Annotated in this window: 22 protein-coding genes; all 22 read right to left on the minus strand. The window is 48.1% G+C overall.

Translation table 11 applies throughout. From position 1 onward, the window contains the following. Window positions 1-22: 22 nt before the first annotated feature. The 22 genes from CXF86_RS23060 to CXF86_RS11045 all read right to left on the minus strand — a co-directional run bounded on the left by CXF86_RS23060 (window position 23) and on the right by CXF86_RS11045 (window position 15,069). Complete coding sequence (locus tag CXF86_RS23060) at window positions 23-1,453, minus strand: hypothetical protein (RefSeq protein WP_257985326.1); 1,431 nt, start codon at window positions 1,451-1,453, stop codon at window positions 23-25. Further along, complete coding sequence (locus tag CXF86_RS10950) at window positions 1,450-2,001, minus strand: baseplate complex protein (protein ID WP_102038967.1); 552 nt, start codon at window positions 1,999-2,001, stop codon at window positions 1,450-1,452. Before CXF86_RS10950 ends, CXF86_RS23060 begins: the two co-directional genes overlap by 4 nt. A gap of 24 nt (window positions 2,002-2,025) precedes the next feature. After that, window positions 2,026-2,328, minus strand: a complete 303-nt coding sequence (locus tag CXF86_RS10955) for a tail fiber assembly protein (protein ID WP_102038968.1) — start codon at window positions 2,326-2,328, stop codon at window positions 2,026-2,028. A 13-nt stretch (window positions 2,329-2,341) separates the two neighbouring features. Then, a complete protein-coding gene (locus CXF86_RS10960) occupies window positions 2,342-3,196 on the minus strand; it encodes a hypothetical protein (RefSeq protein ID WP_102038969.1) in 855 nt (284 codons plus the stop codon). After that, window positions 3,193-3,774 carry a phage tail-collar fiber domain-containing protein gene (locus CXF86_RS10965; RefSeq protein ID WP_102038970.1) on the minus strand — a complete coding sequence of 194 codons (582 nt, stop codon included), beginning with the start codon at window positions 3,772-3,774 and terminating at the stop codon, window positions 3,193-3,195. The genes CXF86_RS10960 and CXF86_RS10965 overlap by 4 nt, the downstream gene beginning before the upstream one ends. Then, window positions 3,758-4,363: a phage tail protein gene (locus CXF86_RS10970; protein WP_219622729.1), complete on the minus strand. Its 606-nt coding sequence runs from the start codon at window positions 4,361-4,363 to the stop codon at window positions 3,758-3,760. The genes CXF86_RS10965 and CXF86_RS10970 overlap by 17 nt, the downstream gene beginning before the upstream one ends. After that, window positions 4,363-5,550: a baseplate J/gp47 family protein gene (locus CXF86_RS10975; protein ID WP_102038971.1), complete on the minus strand. Its 1,188-nt coding sequence runs from the start codon at window positions 5,548-5,550 to the stop codon at window positions 4,363-4,365. The genes CXF86_RS10970 and CXF86_RS10975 overlap by 1 nt, the downstream gene beginning before the upstream one ends. A 1-nt stretch (window position 5,551) precedes the next feature. Further along, entirely contained in the window at window positions 5,552-5,878 is a 327-nt protein-coding gene (locus tag CXF86_RS10980; RefSeq protein WP_102038972.1) for a DUF2590 family protein, read from the minus strand. After that, window positions 5,875-8,274, minus strand: coding sequence for a phage tail tape measure protein (locus CXF86_RS10985; RefSeq protein ID WP_102038973.1), 2,400 nt, complete (start codon window positions 8,272-8,274; stop codon window positions 5,875-5,877). Before CXF86_RS10985 ends, CXF86_RS10980 begins: the two co-directional genes overlap by 4 nt. 30 nt (window positions 8,275-8,304) lie before the next feature. Beyond that, window positions 8,305-8,451: a DUF6890 family protein gene (locus CXF86_RS23195; RefSeq protein ID WP_374702336.1), complete on the minus strand. Its 147-nt coding sequence runs from the start codon at window positions 8,449-8,451 to the stop codon at window positions 8,305-8,307. 41 nt (window positions 8,452-8,492) lie between these two features. Further along, window positions 8,493-8,759 carry a putative phage tail assembly chaperone gene (locus tag CXF86_RS10990; RefSeq protein ID WP_102038974.1) on the minus strand — a complete coding sequence of 89 codons (267 nt, stop codon included), beginning with the start codon at window positions 8,757-8,759 and terminating at the stop codon, window positions 8,493-8,495. Then, window positions 8,756-9,067, minus strand: coding sequence for a holin (locus CXF86_RS10995; protein WP_102038975.1), 312 nt, complete (start codon window positions 9,065-9,067; stop codon window positions 8,756-8,758). The genes CXF86_RS10990 and CXF86_RS10995 overlap by 4 nt, the downstream gene beginning before the upstream one ends. Beyond that, on the minus strand, window positions 9,042-9,338 hold the full coding sequence (lysC, locus tag CXF86_RS23200) for an Rz1-like lysis system protein LysC (RefSeq protein WP_219622730.1): 297 nt from the start codon (window positions 9,336-9,338) through the stop codon (window positions 9,042-9,044). The genes CXF86_RS10995 and lysC overlap by 26 nt, the downstream gene beginning before the upstream one ends. A 320-nt stretch (window positions 9,339-9,658) precedes the next feature. Then, a complete protein-coding gene (locus tag CXF86_RS11005) occupies window positions 9,659-10,150 on the minus strand; it encodes a lysozyme (RefSeq protein WP_102038977.1) in 492 nt (163 codons plus the stop codon). Next, window positions 10,147-10,350, minus strand: coding sequence for a TraR/DksA C4-type zinc finger protein (locus CXF86_RS11010; RefSeq protein WP_102038978.1), 204 nt, complete (start codon window positions 10,348-10,350; stop codon window positions 10,147-10,149). Before CXF86_RS11010 ends, CXF86_RS11005 begins: the two co-directional genes overlap by 4 nt. Before the next feature lie 10 nt (window positions 10,351-10,360). After that, window positions 10,361-10,810: a phage protein gene (locus tag CXF86_RS11015; RefSeq protein ID WP_102038979.1), complete on the minus strand. Its 450-nt coding sequence runs from the start codon at window positions 10,808-10,810 to the stop codon at window positions 10,361-10,363. A 39-nt stretch (window positions 10,811-10,849) separates the two neighbouring features. After that, window positions 10,850-11,956 carry a DUF2586 domain-containing protein gene (locus tag CXF86_RS11020; protein ID WP_102038980.1) on the minus strand — a complete coding sequence of 369 codons (1,107 nt, stop codon included), beginning with the start codon at window positions 11,954-11,956 and terminating at the stop codon, window positions 10,850-10,852. A 4-nt stretch (window positions 11,957-11,960) separates the two neighbouring features. Beyond that, window positions 11,961-12,614 carry a hypothetical protein gene (locus CXF86_RS11025; RefSeq protein WP_102038981.1) on the minus strand — a complete coding sequence of 218 codons (654 nt, stop codon included), beginning with the start codon at window positions 12,612-12,614 and terminating at the stop codon, window positions 11,961-11,963. Beyond that, a complete protein-coding gene (locus CXF86_RS11030) occupies window positions 12,611-13,126 on the minus strand; it encodes a phage tail protein (protein ID WP_102038982.1) in 516 nt (171 codons plus the stop codon). Before CXF86_RS11030 ends, CXF86_RS11025 begins: the two co-directional genes overlap by 4 nt. Continuing rightward, window positions 13,123-13,638, minus strand: a complete 516-nt coding sequence (locus CXF86_RS11035) for a head completion/stabilization protein (protein WP_102038983.1) — start codon at window positions 13,636-13,638, stop codon at window positions 13,123-13,125. The genes CXF86_RS11030 and CXF86_RS11035 overlap by 4 nt, the downstream gene beginning before the upstream one ends. A gap of 142 nt (window positions 13,639-13,780) precedes the next feature. After that, window positions 13,781-14,416: a phage terminase small subunit gene (gene gpM, locus CXF86_RS11040; RefSeq protein WP_102038984.1), complete on the minus strand. Its 636-nt coding sequence runs from the start codon at window positions 14,414-14,416 to the stop codon at window positions 13,781-13,783. 32 nt (window positions 14,417-14,448) lie between these two features. Continuing rightward, window positions 14,449-15,069, minus strand: coding sequence for a hypothetical protein (locus CXF86_RS11045; protein ID WP_102038985.1), 621 nt, complete (start codon window positions 15,067-15,069; stop codon window positions 14,449-14,451). Window positions 15,070-15,113: the final 44 nt, after the last annotated feature.

The raw sequence follows: 15,113 nt of genomic DNA on the forward strand, positions 1-15,113 counted from the left end.
ACCCTAAAAATATATTCAATGGCTAGAATTTGGTGATGGTGTCGAGTCTGGCCTTTTGGTTGCTGGCTTGTGATGCTTGGCTGCTAAAGTCACCGGCTTGATTTGGTGTGGGGCTGCTGCCATGTTTGTGGCTGGCACAGGTTGTAGCCAGAGCGCTGACTGTGGCCATGAGTTCGGACAATAGTTTCAGTACATTCTCTCCTTCACTGCCTAACCAAGTCTTTGGGCTACGGTGATCTTGCTCGATGTTGGCGGTTACCTTGCGAGTCTTACATTGCAGCTCTGCTACTTTGCCAATGATATCGGTTAGCGACTCATCGGTTTTATTCTCAAAGTTACCTTTGTCATCAACGTGCTGATAAACCCCGTCACGTACTTGGTTGCGGCTTTCGCCCTCTTTGATTGCTGGTAAGTCCCAACCGAATGGCAATACACATCGAATGAATGGTTTGTCTGGTCTGCCGTAGGCAAAGCCTATTTCAACTATGGCACCAATAGCCGGCGGCTCTAATCGCCCTGCTTTATCACCTGCACCTGGAAGCGGTAATGGTACTGCTTCAAGTGCGGGCGCTTCGGTTTCGTTTCCGTTCTCATCGAGCAGCTGCACGTTAACGGCATAGCGTGGGTAAAATGCATCGCTGCCGCGTTCGCCCTCTTCTGTCGGTAATTCTGGCATGGCTACCACTTTACCCCACACGGGCAAATGATAATCGGCGGCGAGTTCTGGGAATATATTGGTGATGCGGCGCTTTTCGCTGCGCTCATCAGCTTTGGTTGCGGTCCATGTAATGGTCATGCTATCGCTTTCTAATTCGACTTGCTTGACGCGATGGCCATTCACCATGGCACCCGGTCGCATTGCAGGCATGGCCATTAATTGCCAACAGTTACTAAACTGCTTTTTGCTGAATCCTTGGCTGATTGGCAGTGGCTTGGATGGCCAGCGGCTATCTTGATAGCTGCCAACAAATATTTGGCCGTCGGGCTGTTGATACCAAATACAATCATCAATACCAAACACCCCGCTTAAACTGGCCAACAGCTGGTAACCCGTGCCTTGACTGGTAAAGTTGGGCACTTTGCTGTCGAGGTATGCGGCGCTGTCAGGGATCACAAAACTCAGGCCTGTGTCTGTGGCCAATTGGGTGATCACCTGGCGAAAAGTGGCATGACGAATATTAACCGGGCAATGCTCGGCTAATAGGCTTGATAGTTCGCGCGCCACAATACGGGTTGCGCCCATGCTGCTCGGTGTGGCTTTGGTGACATAACCGCTAAAGTAGCGCTGCAGTTTGTTGTTGTAGCCAATATCAAAGGTCACCACTTTGCCACGTGTCACCTCGCCTTGCACCTCAAAAACGGCGCGACCTGCTGATGACAGTTCAAGCACGACATGATAATCGGCAATGGCTAACACCTCAGTGCCAACGGTTAGGCGGTTGGTTAACTTCATGTAGGATCCCCAATCACGCTATCAACGCCCGACAAGAATTTTTCCATTGATGACACTTCCACTTTGGGCGCGGCCTCAGTAATAGCAGCGGTGGGGATCACGCTGGCGGTTTGCTCAGTGCCTTGCTCGGTACTGGCCTCGGTTTGCGTTTGGCGCTGCTCTGCCACTTCGGGAATACTTAAATATTCACGCAGCTGAAAGCTGACGTTCCACGCCAACAAGCTTGGGTGCTCTGGCGCGGTAATTTGGCCAAAAAACTTTACCTGGCGAATTTTAACTGAGCGGGCTAAATCAGAACCAATGCGCCAAACCGCACGATTGCCTGTTAAGTCTTTGGTTATCGCTAACTCAAATAAGCGCGATAACTGCGACTTATCAGTAAACGGAATTAAGCCGGTGATTTTAAGCTCTTTGGCTTTATCGCCCTGTTCACTGCTGGCCGTGCTTGAGCTTTGCCCCGACATATCTTGATCAACCAATTGCATTGAAAGCTGCACCTTACAGCTTTTCAAATTAATCAGTTCACCGTCTAACGCAATTTGGCTCATGGCTAGCCCCTTAAATGACTGACATTAGTTAGCGGTTGGCTTTTCTGGCCACTCGATGTCTGCAGGAGCTGTCACGCTTTGTGGCAGATCACGCAGCGCTTGCCGATATACGGTAAATTCTGCAACTTTGGCTTCGCTCAACGGGCAATCTTTTGTTTGAGTCCAATCAGAGCCCGCAATCAATTTATTGCGCACATTACGAATGTTTGACCATTGCAGCTCTAATACAGCATCATCAATGACACTTTGCGGTACGCCTGCAGCAAGCAACTCACTGCCACTAAAGTTAGTAAACCTTTTTCCATCGAATATTAAAGATATAGACATAACAGTTCCTATGCTAAGCAAATAGAATATTGGTCAATAAGTTGGTCGGTTCACCATCTGCGGCTAAAACAACACCTTGTATTAGCTCGGGCCAAGTATGGGTTTCAGGCAACGTACTAAGCCCAATTTGCAATGCAAATAAGTTAGTATTTATCTTTGCAAGATTATGATTTACAGCTGTTGGCGTAAAGATTAAGTCCGTAGATGATATTGCCAATACATGAATATCGCAGGCATGATTACCGCCCGAAAACAACATTAAATCACCAAGATCAATAACCATCGAGAATACAAATAGACGTGTTGCGTAATTATCAACTCTAGAGAAAAAAGCTGAATTTTCTGTGACATCACTAAAACCATCTTCTAATAAAGCAGTTCTAACAGTTCCAAACTTCAACCTAATTCGGCTCTCTCCATATTCTCTAATCCGTCCGGCTTTACCATCTTTAATAACTTGCTCCAGCACACCACCATTTAGTTGCACAATGATGCTCTTATCCCAAACTGCAATGTCACTGTCCACAATTACGATTTGGTCTGCCACAACATTAATTGTCGTCATACCAAATTCTGGTGACAACTGAATAGCACGAGACAGCGTTTGAACAGCCTTTACGCTGGTTTCACCATCATTACCATCATCACCGCTCACAACATCTAAATATAATGTTTTGCGCAAGTTAGTTGATATAGACTCAACCATTGCCAGATTCAAACGATCCACCACTTCATCCGCTTTAGCGTCAATCTCGCCCATCTTGCCCGCCACTTCCAGCGCTAACGCTTGGCTGGCGGTCGTTTGCGCATTCGAGGCCTGCACAACATTGCTGACCTCATTTAATAGCTCGTCAAGTTGTCCACTCATTTAGCTTCCTCCAGCAAGCGCACGCGCTCACTCAATGTTGTGTTCCAATGGGCATTTTTAACAATGCCTGTGTTGGCGTTAATAATGGCGCTGGCATTTACCAGCACACGGTTCTGTAAGTAGTCAATTTCGTTTGAATAGTCATACATCCACGATTCTGCCGTTACAGGGGTTGGCATGGCATCGGCTATGCCTTTATGCTCCAACACAAAGTTGCGGCTAATGGTGTTACCTTCAAGCGTATCGTCAGTTTTAATTTTTAACGTCACTGGCACATAGGCAAAAGCAATCAAGCTGTTGTCATGCACTAGACCAATCCAGTTAAACTCAAAATTGCCGATTTCAGGCAACAGCATTTGGCTAAAGGTCACCTTATTGTCATCAATAATGCCGTGCTTTAATGGGGCTGAACGATGCACAATATTGGCCGCTGATGGCATAGGCTCGTTTACGGGTTCATCGGTTTTAAAGTCGAGCCCAGGAATAAAGGCAAACACAAACTCATCAACAATAAAGCTTTGTGCATCGCCTACGGCCTGTGCAATGTATTGCTCGCCGTCGCTAGTTAGTCGTGCCATTGCTTTCTCCTTCGCTTATCGTTGAAATGGTTAATGTTTGAAAGTCATGGTTGGCTTCGGTTAGCGCCACACTGTTAACCACAAGCCTGACTGATAAATGGTCGTAACGGCGGCAGGTTCGGCCATAGCTGCGAATTAACTCAGACAATAACGCTTGGTTAGGTGCTATTTCGGTATCGTCAATTTCAATCGATATACGGTCCCAATCAAGCCCCGCTTGGCGCTCTCTAATGCTGGTTACTTCCAACCCAAGGCGGTGCATGATGGCGATAAAGCCTTGCTTGCTGCCTGCGTCTTTTGCGTTAACAAATGCGTAAGCCACTCGCTTGCGATACAACCACAATGGCTCGTCATTAAAACGGGTAATTGAGCGTTCCCATGCCAACAGGTTAAGCACTTCAACCGAGCAGGTTAGCGGGTCTTTTTGCACTAGCACCCGTAAAAACCAACCGCGTACCCGTTGCCAAAAAGCTTGCAGCCCAGTGGTTAACATGGCGGGCTCTTGGGGTTCAGTTGTGGTGGTAATGGTTTCACCATCCATCCACCATGGCGCTTTTATGCTGGGTAACTCTGGGGTTTTATCGCTCATTAAATTGCCCCGCCATTGTTGAGCGTTAGGCTATTAATGCGTGGCAATGTCAGGCCATTAGCTAGATCATCATTTTGCCAACGCAGACTTTTTAGCTGCGGCAACATGGCACTTAATTCGTTACTTAATGTTGAGAACACAAACACGCTTTGGGGGAATGTTCTTGTGAGTGTGGGGTGTTGGTCGGACTCTCGAAATGCTGCACGAATACGCGATTCAAGTTCAACTTGCAGCGCGGTTATTTCATCGGCGTCAAGTTCAGTGCTATGCCAAAATGTCATCACTAAATCAGTGTTGCTGCCTGCAATGGCCATCGCTTGAAGATCATCGCCATGGCCGTGGTAACCTTGGCCGTTAATATAGTGGTTAATGTCGTTAATTAAGGCTTGCGGCGTTTCGCCGACTTCCATCATGACATGGCAATTGGCGGTGCCAGCTCCACGCGGCGCGTCATGTTCAAAATAGAGTAAGTCGCTACGAATGCCGGAAAAAGTAGATATGGCTGCGCGGTAAACAGCATCAATATGATAACTGCCTACTGAGGCAAACTGATCACGTACACGCAGCGCCAGTTCGTCGTCGGTTTCTTTGTCTGCGCCTGCCTTGGTGATCCAATCTCCGACATTACTTACCGATTCAACACCTGCCACAGCTTCGGGCAGCACATAGTAATATCCCTCGCCTAAGTTATAACCCGCACCTGTTGCGGTGGCTTCACATAAAATTGGCTCGCTCAACGAACCTGCGGGGATCACCACATCAGCAATCACTATTAAGTTATAAATAGCACCTAATGCGCTGTCACTTTGCACCACAGTGCCTGCTTTTACCCACACTGCCGCGCTAATGTCTGATTTGGTAAACGTAATATAGCCTTGGGTTTGGGCGGCTAATTTACGCTCTAATCCCACGTCCCACGCTTTAAGTTCTAAATATAATTCAGTGGCTGTGGCAGCAAACATGGCGGGCAACACATGGTTAGCCAATAGGGTTTTAATCAGCCATAGCACAGGGGTGACCACGCACGCTGAAAACAAGTTCCAAAAGGGTGACATGGCACTGTTGTTACTGATAATAGAATTTGCAGCCGTTACATCGGCCTCTAACAACGCAGTCACGGCCGTGGCCGTTAATGGCACGCCATCGCTTTCTAATACGCTTTCAAAATCAACTTGGGGGCGTGACATGTTAAACCTCTGTGGTTATTACGCCAAAATCATAGGTAGTGGCGGTGATCGTAATAAGTTCAGCGGCGGTTGTATCGAGTTCGATAGTCCCTGGCACTAAACGAGTATCGGTTTCAATTAAGAGCTCTATTTCGGTGTACACATCACTGCGCAATGTGGCGCTACGCTGGGCCAGCAATTTAGTCACTAGACCTGATTCCATCAGCAAGTGCTTTATGTCTTGCGCAATGCTCGAGCGGGTATCGGTTAACTGCGGCTGCGCACCAACATCAATTGATAACGCACCCTCTACAATCAGCAAGTCGCTGTACTGGGCAAGTTCACTCATCCGGTCATTAACTCCCGTTGTTCTGCAACTTCAGCAAGGCTAAAGTTTTTCGGTGGGTTTTTAATAATCACATCACCAAAGGTTAACGTTTTGCTGTTTGATTGCGTGGCTACGCGGTTGGCCTTAGCACTCATTGCCGCTTGCTGGTTAAATTGCGGTTTAATGGTGTTTGCCATGGGCTCATTAATCACCGGCTTAACGTCAAGTTGCTGAGTTAATGCGTCAGGCTTTAACGGCGTGGGTAAATATTGTTGCTGCGCGGTAATTGCTGGAGGTGTTACTGACTGCAAGCTAGGTGGCACAGCGCCCGCATTCAACCAAGGGCCATTCATTGGTGCCGCGATCCTTCCATCATTGGCAGCACTTTGCTGCATCCACGTTGGCACCGCTTGTTGATTGTGGTTTTTAAGCACATCGGGAATGGTCGATTGCAACGCTACTTGGTCAACATCGGCCATAATCGGTGTGACATCGATATCAATACCTGGCAGCATATTTAACTTGTCGGCTATCCAGCCCCAAGTCTCGGCAAATGTCGCTTTAATGCCATCCCACATCGATGAGAAGAAACTACCGATATCGACAGCTTTACCGACCAAATGCTGCACCCAAGCATCGTTAGTAAACCAACTGATTAAGCCATTCCAAGCAGTACTGACAGCCTCAAATGCCCAAGTAAAGCCATCAACAATGCCTGTCACCGCCCAATTAACGATGCTAACTAACCCGCCAATTCCATAAGCAATGACACCAAAGACTGCCGCCCATACTCCGCCCATGATTTTGAGGTTAAACACCACAACATCGAGTAAAAAGTTCGCCAGGGGTTTTAGCGCGCTAAACACGGTGGCAACGATACTAAAAAAGCCACCAAACACGCTCATTACAATACCGCCTAGGGTTTTAAGTAACCCAGCAATGGCGTCAACCGCAAACAAAATCGACTCACCCCATGCGGTGCCTACCATCATGGCGCGAAGATCATCAAAGTAGTAAACGGCTAAGCCAACCACGCCAATCAGTGCAGCAATACCTGCGACCACTAAGCCTACAGGGTTGGCATACATGGCAATATTCACTGCTAACATCATGCCTCGCAGTGATGCCATACCCGAAGTAAGTACCGCATTAATGCCCGCCCATGCCATTGCTGCCACGCCGTAGGTGGTCATGGCCATTTTGCCCACGCCCATCATCACAGTGAATGCACCACCTGCTGCGACTAAACCAAGAATGGCAATTGCGCCATAGCCGAGCACGCGAGTTAAGTTAGGAAATGTTTGGGTAAACCACAGTACATCTTTGCCCATGTCAGCAATCCAGCCAACAAACTGATTAAAGGCAGGCAACACCGCCGAGCCGAACGCGGCGCGAATAACGAACCAGCTTTGGGTTAGCCGTTCGCTTTGGTCGGTCATAGCTGCGGCCATCTTTTCAGCTTGGCCCATGCCTTTTACATCACCGAGTTTATTGATAGAACCCGCTAAACCATCAATGTTCCCCATTAATAATTTAACGGTGGCAACCGCCTCTTGTGAGCCAAAGGCTTTAGCCAGTGCATCACCTTCGGCAACGTCTAGTGTTTCGCCGTACTTACCTTTAATCTTGTTAAGAATATCCACCATGGGCAGCATGGTGCCTTGGGCGTCAGTAAACTGCAGGTTTAACCCTTCTTGCGCTTTACCCACTCCCGCTAAAAACGCTTTGTATTTTGTGCCTGCTTCGCTGCCTGACATAGTGGCTTGTAAGGTGCCGAGAATCGCCATCTGCTCATGCATGCCAATGCCAGCACTTTGCGCTTCCGCGCCAATGGCCGTAAAGGCGCTCGACATTTCTGCGCCCGTGGTTTTGAACGCCTGCACAGCTGTGGCCGTCATGCCTGTGACTTGGCTAACCCAGTCACTTTTACCCATGGCATTAGCATCATTTTTAAAGATACCGTACATGGTGCCCATGTAGTTGGTAATGGTGGCGGCATCGGCCTTGGTCGCGGCGGCAAGTACGTTTGAAGCGAGGGTGAATTGCGAAAGATCCGAGTCATTCAGCCCTTCAATCGCTGATTGAATGTCATAGCTTGAGCCCACAAAGTCAGTGGCAGATTTGCCATACTTAAGCGCATATTCGTAACTAGTATCGGTTAATTGCTTAAGGGCCGATTGGCGCACCCCAAGTGATTTAACCTCGCCTAATGCGCGGTCCATTTCAATGGCGGGCATTAATGCGCTTTGCAGTGCATAACCACTGGCAGCAATACCTGCAATACCCGTGGCCATTTGCATGGTTCCGGCTTGGTAGTTAGACGCGAGCCCACTAAATTGTTGGGTAATTTTGGCAATAGGTTTAGTGATCTGGTCAACTAAACCCACGGTAAACATCAGTGGTTTTGGTAAGCTCATTAGTGATCACTCTCCCCTATGTTACTCATTCTATTTGCCGCCAAAAGCCTTATTTACACCGTTTGCTGTGACCACCTCTAGGCTTTCAAAGTGGTTTTTGTGTAGCCACAGCGCACGGGCAATTGACTGTTCAGTGTCATCTTCATGGGGCAACTGTTGCCGCCGTATTGCTAACATTTGTTCAAACTGGTTATTGTCAATTGACTCAACCAGCGCCTTTATTTTTTTACGGCAATGTCCAGCTCTGGCGCGAACTCACCTTTCAGAGCACCTGCAATTTGCACCTCGGCACCCGGTGATGCATCAAGCAAGGTTTTCAAATCGTCTTTTTGGGTTTTATCAATTGAGCGCATGGCAAAGTTATGCGATGCACCGCAGACTGAACCGCCACGCGATACGCTATCAATAAAATCTGAATGGTCATTGGCGGTTACGTTAAAAATAAAGTCGGTGTTACCAATGGTTAAAGTCACTGTCTTTTTCATGCTGTTTGTCCCTTTGATGTTGTTTTATCTGTTTCAACAACGCCTGATTTCAAGCGCTGTTGTTCAAGTTCTTTTTGCGCTACTTCAATGTTGATGAGGTGCAGCGCCTTATCGCGTTGATCGCGTCTTGCTTGATACAGCCAGTTAATAGCAAATGTCAGCAGTGCAATAAAAATACCGAGTAAAATAGCTAATTCGTTTAAGGCTAAAGCACCACCGCCTACACTAAAAAGTGATGATGAGTAACTGGCAACACTGAACGATTTCTGAGTGCTGATATCGCTAATGTGGCTTATCGTGTTGCTCATCTCGTTTGTCCTTAATCCAGTCATTCATCGCTTTCCAATCCACATTGCAGCGCGCTAATTCGGCTATCAAAGCCTGTGAGTAATAATATAAATCTAAGTTTGTACTGCCTTGATATTCAGCCACTCGACAAAAACTGTTCAGTTCCGTTGGCGGTAATACATACTTTGTCTTGTTGATGGTCACTGTTCGCACAATAGGCGGTGTGCTTGAGCAGCCGGTTAAGCTCGCTAGGCACAGCACTATTAGCCCAATTGTTAATTGCTTCATCATTTGCGGCTCCAAGTATTAGGTTGGTGTCTTCAAGCGTTACCGCTGCGGCTCTGTCCACCTGTCCACGTTCATGCTCACGTTGGCTGATAATTGAAACGGTAAATGCAGCATCAATGAGCAACTTTGCTTTTTCTTGTTCTGCAATAATTAAGTCAGCAGTTACACCGTCTAAATCACTTTGCAGTAACGCTAATGACGCTTGCGCGTTCGACAGCTTAGTTTTAGTTGTGGTTAGCGCTGAACGGGTTGATGCCAAGCTAATGCCTGCAACAACTAAGCAAAAAAGCAGGGTGGCAATAATCACCATGCTGATATTGTCTTTAATCGTTTGAAACATTCACAATCTCCTTTAAACACAATTGGCGCTCAGACTCACGACGGTTTACCAAGCCCTGCAGCTTTTTACCTTTGGCATAAATCCAGCGGCTTAATTGATTACATGCACCGACTCTGTCACCCGCGATCAATTTTTTACGTAATGTCGAGCGGCTAAAGTTATTAGCACCAACGTTATAAATGAAACTCAAATAAGCAGCGTGTTCACTTGGTGTGATATCAGCAGGAACCATGCTCAACAACTGCTTGTTATAGACTTCTAAATCACTGGCCAACATTGCCAAACATTGTTGTTGAGTGTACGTTTGCCCCAGTTCAACATCCGCGCCCGTCTTACCAAAGCAAGCGGTAACAATGCCAACAGGATCAACATAAGAACCTAAAATCAGTCCCTCTTGCTGTGCAACCATCGCACCACCTGTAAGCAATGCACCTGACAAACCAATCGACACTAACAATGGTTTAAATTTACTCATCGCTTTTTCTCGCTTAAGGTTTGGCAAGCAATGCAAAGTTGCACACCTGGTACCGCTTGCTGTCTTGCTTGGCTAATATCGTCACCGCATTCAATACAGTGACTTGCGCTGGGCGCTGCAGGTTTAGCATTTAGGCGGCAAGCATTCGCTCTGGCCTCTGCTCGCGCTTCGTGTCTTACTGCTAAATCTGCATCATCCATTGGCTAATCCTTATTGAACGATGTGTTCAATTTCATCAGGGCGCAGGTACGGCACGCCGTTGATATGTACAAAATCAGGGCTAGTGACATCAAACGGAATTTTAAACAGGCTAGCGCTACCGCCCTTTGGATCGATATCGAGCAGATCACTTAACTTGATTCGGCACCCAAAACACTCAACCTTCATTTCGTCTTGTGACGTCTTGGCGTAAAACTGAAAGTCAAAGTTTTCCATTGCACGCCACGCACCCGCAGCTTTGGCTTGTTGGCTGATGAGGGCAAAGTTAGCCGCGTTAACAGTGATTTCACCGTTTGCGGCAACATCGCCATCAACGGCCCCATCGGGCACTCCGCCCGTTTGTGACACGCCACTGTTATCAGTGATAGTCACCGAGGCACTATCGACCTGCACTTGGGTATCACCCATGTGTATTCTAAAATTCATTCCGGATAAACGCATGTTGCTTGCTCCTCAGATACGTTGCGTGAGTCTTAGTGCTTAAAGCACGCTAAGATCCAACATAATATTTACGGTGATTGATTTAGGGCTGTTATATGGGCGTACGACCATGGCAATAGTCACCTTGGTTTTGCTTATCCATACAATGGCAATATCGCCATCACGCGGCGGCGTAATATCACCCGGGAACGGCACCCCATTAACGGTGGTGGTTTTGCTCATGGCGCGCAGTGGCTTCATAAAGTAGCTTTTATGCAGCTCAATGCTGGCAGGGCTAGAGTTCAGTATGCGGTTAGCGACACGTAAGATGGCGCGAACGCGCACTTCGCGACTGGCTTTGTGGACCACGCGCAGATTTTCAATCACTTGATAGTCACCGCCCACCACATCTAACGTTGAGCCGTCACCCCAGTAAACACCCGCTACATCGGGGTACCACTGCGGCACACTCAAACGCACTTTGGCTAAGGTGTTAAGCGTGGCCAGCGACAACGGTGTGCTAGCCGAATCAACCGGCATAGCACCAAGGCCAGCAAGCGCACCCGTAGCAACACGCATCGGTGAATCAGCAATACTCACACTGCGATTACATAAGCGGCCAGCAAGCACACCCACGTTATTACCGTTAAGTTGTGGCACTGGCACCGCTAATGGCAGCGCTAGGCCTGCAACCAGGGTGGTAAGTTTGGCTTCATACTGCGACCATGTTTCACTGCTGTCGTCGATACCTGGCAATGCAACAATGACACTGCACCAACGGCCATGTGAGCCTTGCAGTGCCAGAACTAAATCTGATGCAGCGCTAATCGCAGCTGCAGTGGTTTGCACATCACAAACCACCAAGGTTTCAAAGCTCTGCACCTCGTTGGCATTGCTAACAGCAGTGTCGAGGGTTTCATCAGCGGCTAGCGGATACGCTGCCGCCGTCCAGTTTTGGCCTGCATTAAGCTGCGCAGCAATCAGTTGTTCACGTAAATGGCTATCAGCAAACATCGATTCAAGATCGCTTTGGGCAGTAAGTGAAAATAGCTGAGTCGCTTCGTCAGCGTGTCCCGCTAAACCTGCAAACAAAAAGTGGCGTTCGACGCCGTCGACCTCACCCTGTGCTTGGTTTTGGTTGTTTACGGTAACGGTACCTAGTGACATGGGGTTATCCTCTTGTTTGACGTAATAGTTTGGCTAATTCGGTTTGCACATTGGCAGACGTATCGCCTAAAAATGGGCGCGGTGATACTTGAATATCCCAGCTTGATTCCGCTTTGGAGTTGCGCAATGTGCGCAGCACTAACCCCGCTTGGCCAAGGGTCATCTTGTCCATAATCTCGGTGATAGTTGCGCGGCGGTAACGGTTACCTTTTCCTTTACGGGTTTTATAACCTGCCCTTGCCAGTGCTTTAGCTTGGCGGCGAGTGCACGGCCCTTGGTAATCAGGGACGCCATTGCGTTTTTTAGCTTGTTTTGCGGTATATTTTTCAATACCACCCTGTTGCTGAAAAGCAGCTACTCGACCTGTTTGTGGCGACTGATGCTTAAGCTCTAAGCGGTTAGCACTTTTGACATAGGGCTCTAATCGACGGGCCATCTTTTTAAGCATTTTGGCTTTACGGCCATCGGCACGTGCTGCAAATTTATGCCCGTTCACCGAGCTTTGGCTGCTAATGCGTTTGCGTGCTTTAGCGCGCTCAAAACGACCTAGCGTTTTTAAAATACGCACCCGCTTATTAGCAGGTAATGCCAATAGGGTTAATTGGTCTTTTACCGTTAATGCATTACGGCTGTTGGGTGTGATGGTTAAGCCGCTCATGCGTCACCCGCCATCGATACGTGGGTTTCAATACTGTCAGCAATGTTGAGCGGCACCAGCGACACGCGGTAACGGCCACCGTTAAATTGCACGGGTCCCGTTTCGTCGGCTATCAGCTCAATATCATCAATCAGTTCAACCTCAATCAATACAGTGGTGGTGTCTTTGCTTTCCATATCAATATCGATATCAGGATCCGCTAAATCGTAAACATCACGGGGCCAGTCACTATCAAGCAGGTAAGCCGCCACCATGGCGAGTAAGTTGTACGGGTTGATTTTGCGGTGCGGAAACTTTTCAAGTGCTATCACTGCGCTGTGCTTCCACTTCGCGACCTCATAACCGCCAGCACCTTTATCTTCACCGCTTAGTATTAACGTGCCGCGTTCTTGCCAAGCATCAATATTGTTGGCTTTAATCACAGGTGACAGGCTAGCGAGTAAAAACTCGGTTAACTGCTGCAGCTGCGTCTTTGTTTGTGGCGTGCTTTGTGAGCTAGTTTGCGCGGTCATATTGAATGCACTCCCGCGCGGCCAAGGCCAAGCAGCAAGCGAACACTGCGATTAGATTGCGCTAGCATCACATCTTGTTGGTCTGGGCTGTCAGCTTTGTTATTACCGGCTTCTTTTTGATCAACCGCAGAAAAATAGCCCAACAAGTCGGCATGAGAGCGGGCATAAATAGCCGCGCGGTAAATGCTAACTTGCTGCTCACTGAAATCAGGAACCAGACTGGCGTCTAGGGCAAAAGGGACATCCTTGTCGGGCGCTGCAAAGTTATGTAAATGCGGGTAACCCCATGGCGTAACGAGGCGGTGAAGCTGTTGAGGTGCCATGTAGTCAATAATTTGCTGCTGCACTTCGGCAACACTGCGGTTAAGTGAGTCGGCAAGCACGGCTTCTGCAAAGGTTTCAGGTATGCGCCGGTGATCGCGAAACTCCAGCGTTGACAGCGCAGGCCAGCCAGAATCGGCATCAATAGCGATACTGTCTTGTGCTGCTGCTTCAAATCCGAATCCGCTCATGCTGTTCTCTCAAGTGCCGTTTGGCTGTTAATCACAACTGATAAATTAGGTTCAGTGCAGTTGGCGTCACAGTGGTTTTTTAGCGGTCGCCCGTTAAAACACTCAGCCAGTGCACTGGAGGGTTGGGAGTCGGTCCCTTGCGTTAAGTGCCTTGCTCTTGAGAGCCATAGGCTTCTAACGCACGTATTCTCATTTCAATTTTGTTGCGTACCGTTTTTACCTGGGCATGCTTATGCAAGCTGGCGGCTTTTTCGAGCAAAGTATCAGCCTGCTGCAAGCGATCAATGTCGCCCACTTGCGTTGGCTTAATGTCGCCATTGGTGGTGCGCAGTAACGCCAAACCCGCGAATTTGTAATACTTAGCCGTGATTTGTTCAGATAATTTCCAGTCGTTAATAACGCGGCTAAACACCTGGCTAAAATAGGGCTCAATGCTGTGGCCGTTTTCCGCTTGCACTTCTGCCCAGTCAAATACAGCATCGCTAATAAAGCCTGCCCATTGGCGGCGAATGGCGCGTGCCATAGGTTGCTGTAACTCAATGGCTTTGAGGCCGAGTTCGATGCCTTGGGCGAGATCATCAATGTCAAACAGCCAAATAATGCAGTAAGCAAAAATAGGGTTATCATCAACTTTGTCCTTTTCAATTGCTGCTAAATACTCAGTGACAATGGGTAACCATTTCGGCAATAACACATCACGTTTATGAGCGACTTTATCCGCCCGCCTTGCAAAAACTTTGAGACGTTTTAAATCGGCCTCTAACGCGACTAGCTGCAAATGCAGACTCGGCGCATGCTGCGCGTCACCCGTTAAGCTGACTTGTTCGAGTTGCTTTTGGCTTTGTCGTTCTTCGCGCCAGGCGAGGATTTTGGCGCCGCCGACGGCTTTTTTAATTCGGTGGTCGCTTCTTTAAGGTCAGCTGTGACATTGGCAATATCATCTGCGCTGTAAGCCAAATCGCTGGAGGCTTCGCTAACATCACTTGCTGCTGTATCGATGGTTTCAGCGGCTTGGTTGACGTTATCAGTCGCGAGCTCCACGTTTTCAGCAGCAGCGTTAACACTGTCAGCGCTATCGCTAAGCTCGGTATTGATTTCACTAATGTCAGTAATTTGGCCCTCGCTATCAGTGGTCACTTCTGCCATGACGCTTTTGTCTTCACCCGCGGCAAGATCTACGTGCATTTCAACAAATCGGGCTTTTTGCTCAACAGCAATATGTGCCTTTTCGATAGCTTCGGATTCTTCGCAGCCGAGCAGTTTGGCCAGTAGCGTTAGTGCCTTAACTTCTTTGGCTTCTTCTGCTAGCCCAGTTAATGTATTCACTAAATTAATGCCAGTTTTAGCAACTGTTTCTGCAAACTGTTTTCTGCTGGCTTGCTTAGCTTTATCAGCTGCGCGGCGTTTTTTAAAATTGGCAATAGCACTCATAGCAATGTCCCTGTGAATTCTGGTTCTAATGTAAAAAGGTCAAA

Source organism: Shewanella sp. GutCb (assembly GCF_002836135.1).
Lineage (GTDB): Bacteria > Pseudomonadota > Gammaproteobacteria > Enterobacterales > Shewanellaceae > Shewanella.

What these genes read in the sequence shown, in the direction of transcription:
- CXF86_RS23060 (WP_257985326.1), bottom strand. Translation starts at nt 1,453, where the DNA reads ATGAAGTTAACCAACCGCCTAACCGTTGGCACTGAGGTGTTAGCCATT.
- CXF86_RS10950 (WP_102038967.1), bottom strand. Translation starts at nt 2,001, where the DNA reads ATGAGCCAAATTGCGTTAGACGGTGAACTGATTAATTTGAAAAGCTGT.
- CXF86_RS10955 (WP_102038968.1), bottom strand. Translation starts at nt 2,328, where the DNA reads ATGTCTATATCTTTAATATTCGATGGAAAAAGGTTTACTAACTTTAGT.
- CXF86_RS10960 (WP_102038969.1), bottom strand. Translation starts at nt 3,196, where the DNA reads ATGAGTGGACAACTTGACGAGCTATTAAATGAGGTCAGCAATGTTGTG.
- CXF86_RS10965 (WP_102038970.1), bottom strand. Translation starts at nt 3,774, where the DNA reads ATGGCACGACTAACTAGCGACGGCGAGCAATACATTGCACAGGCCGTA.
- CXF86_RS10970 (WP_219622729.1), bottom strand. Translation starts at nt 4,363, where the DNA reads ATGAGCGATAAAACCCCAGAGTTACCCAGCATAAAAGCGCCATGGTGG.
- CXF86_RS10975 (WP_102038971.1), bottom strand. Translation starts at nt 5,550, where the DNA reads ATGTCACGCCCCCAAGTTGATTTTGAAAGCGTATTAGAAAGCGATGGC.
- CXF86_RS10980 (WP_102038972.1), bottom strand. Translation starts at nt 5,878, where the DNA reads ATGAGTGAACTTGCCCAGTACAGCGACTTGCTGATTGTAGAGGGTGCG.
- CXF86_RS10985 (WP_102038973.1), bottom strand. Translation starts at nt 8,274, where the DNA reads ATGAGCTTACCAAAACCACTGATGTTTACCGTGGGTTTAGTTGACCAG.
- CXF86_RS23195 (WP_374702336.1), bottom strand. Translation starts at nt 8,451, where the DNA reads ATGTTAGCAATACGGCGGCAACAGTTGCCCCATGAAGATGACACTGAA.
- CXF86_RS10990 (WP_102038974.1), bottom strand. Translation starts at nt 8,759, where the DNA reads ATGAAAAAGACAGTGACTTTAACCATTGGTAACACCGACTTTATTTTT.
- CXF86_RS10995 (WP_102038975.1), bottom strand. Translation starts at nt 9,067, where the DNA reads ATGAGCAACACGATAAGCCACATTAGCGATATCAGCACTCAGAAATCG.
- lysC (WP_219622730.1), bottom strand. Translation starts at nt 9,338, where the DNA reads ATGATGAAGCAATTAACAATTGGGCTAATAGTGCTGTGCCTAGCGAGC.
- CXF86_RS11005 (WP_102038977.1), bottom strand. Translation starts at nt 10,150, where the DNA reads ATGAGTAAATTTAAACCATTGTTAGTGTCGATTGGTTTGTCAGGTGCA.
- CXF86_RS11010 (WP_102038978.1), bottom strand. Translation starts at nt 10,350, where the DNA reads ATGGATGATGCAGATTTAGCAGTAAGACACGAAGCGCGAGCAGAGGCC.
- CXF86_RS11015 (WP_102038979.1), bottom strand. Translation starts at nt 10,810, where the DNA reads ATGCGTTTATCCGGAATGAATTTTAGAATACACATGGGTGATACCCAA.
- CXF86_RS11020 (WP_102038980.1), bottom strand. Translation starts at nt 11,956, where the DNA reads ATGTCACTAGGTACCGTTACCGTAAACAACCAAAACCAAGCACAGGGT.
- CXF86_RS11025 (WP_102038981.1), bottom strand. Translation starts at nt 12,614, where the DNA reads ATGAGCGGCTTAACCATCACACCCAACAGCCGTAATGCATTAACGGTA.
- CXF86_RS11030 (WP_102038982.1), bottom strand. Translation starts at nt 13,126, where the DNA reads ATGACCGCGCAAACTAGCTCACAAAGCACGCCACAAACAAAGACGCAG.
- CXF86_RS11035 (WP_102038983.1), bottom strand. Translation starts at nt 13,638, where the DNA reads ATGAGCGGATTCGGATTTGAAGCAGCAGCACAAGACAGTATCGCTATT.
- CXF86_RS11045 (WP_102038985.1), bottom strand. Translation starts at nt 15,069, where the DNA reads ATGAGTGCTATTGCCAATTTTAAAAAACGCCGCGCAGCTGATAAAGCT.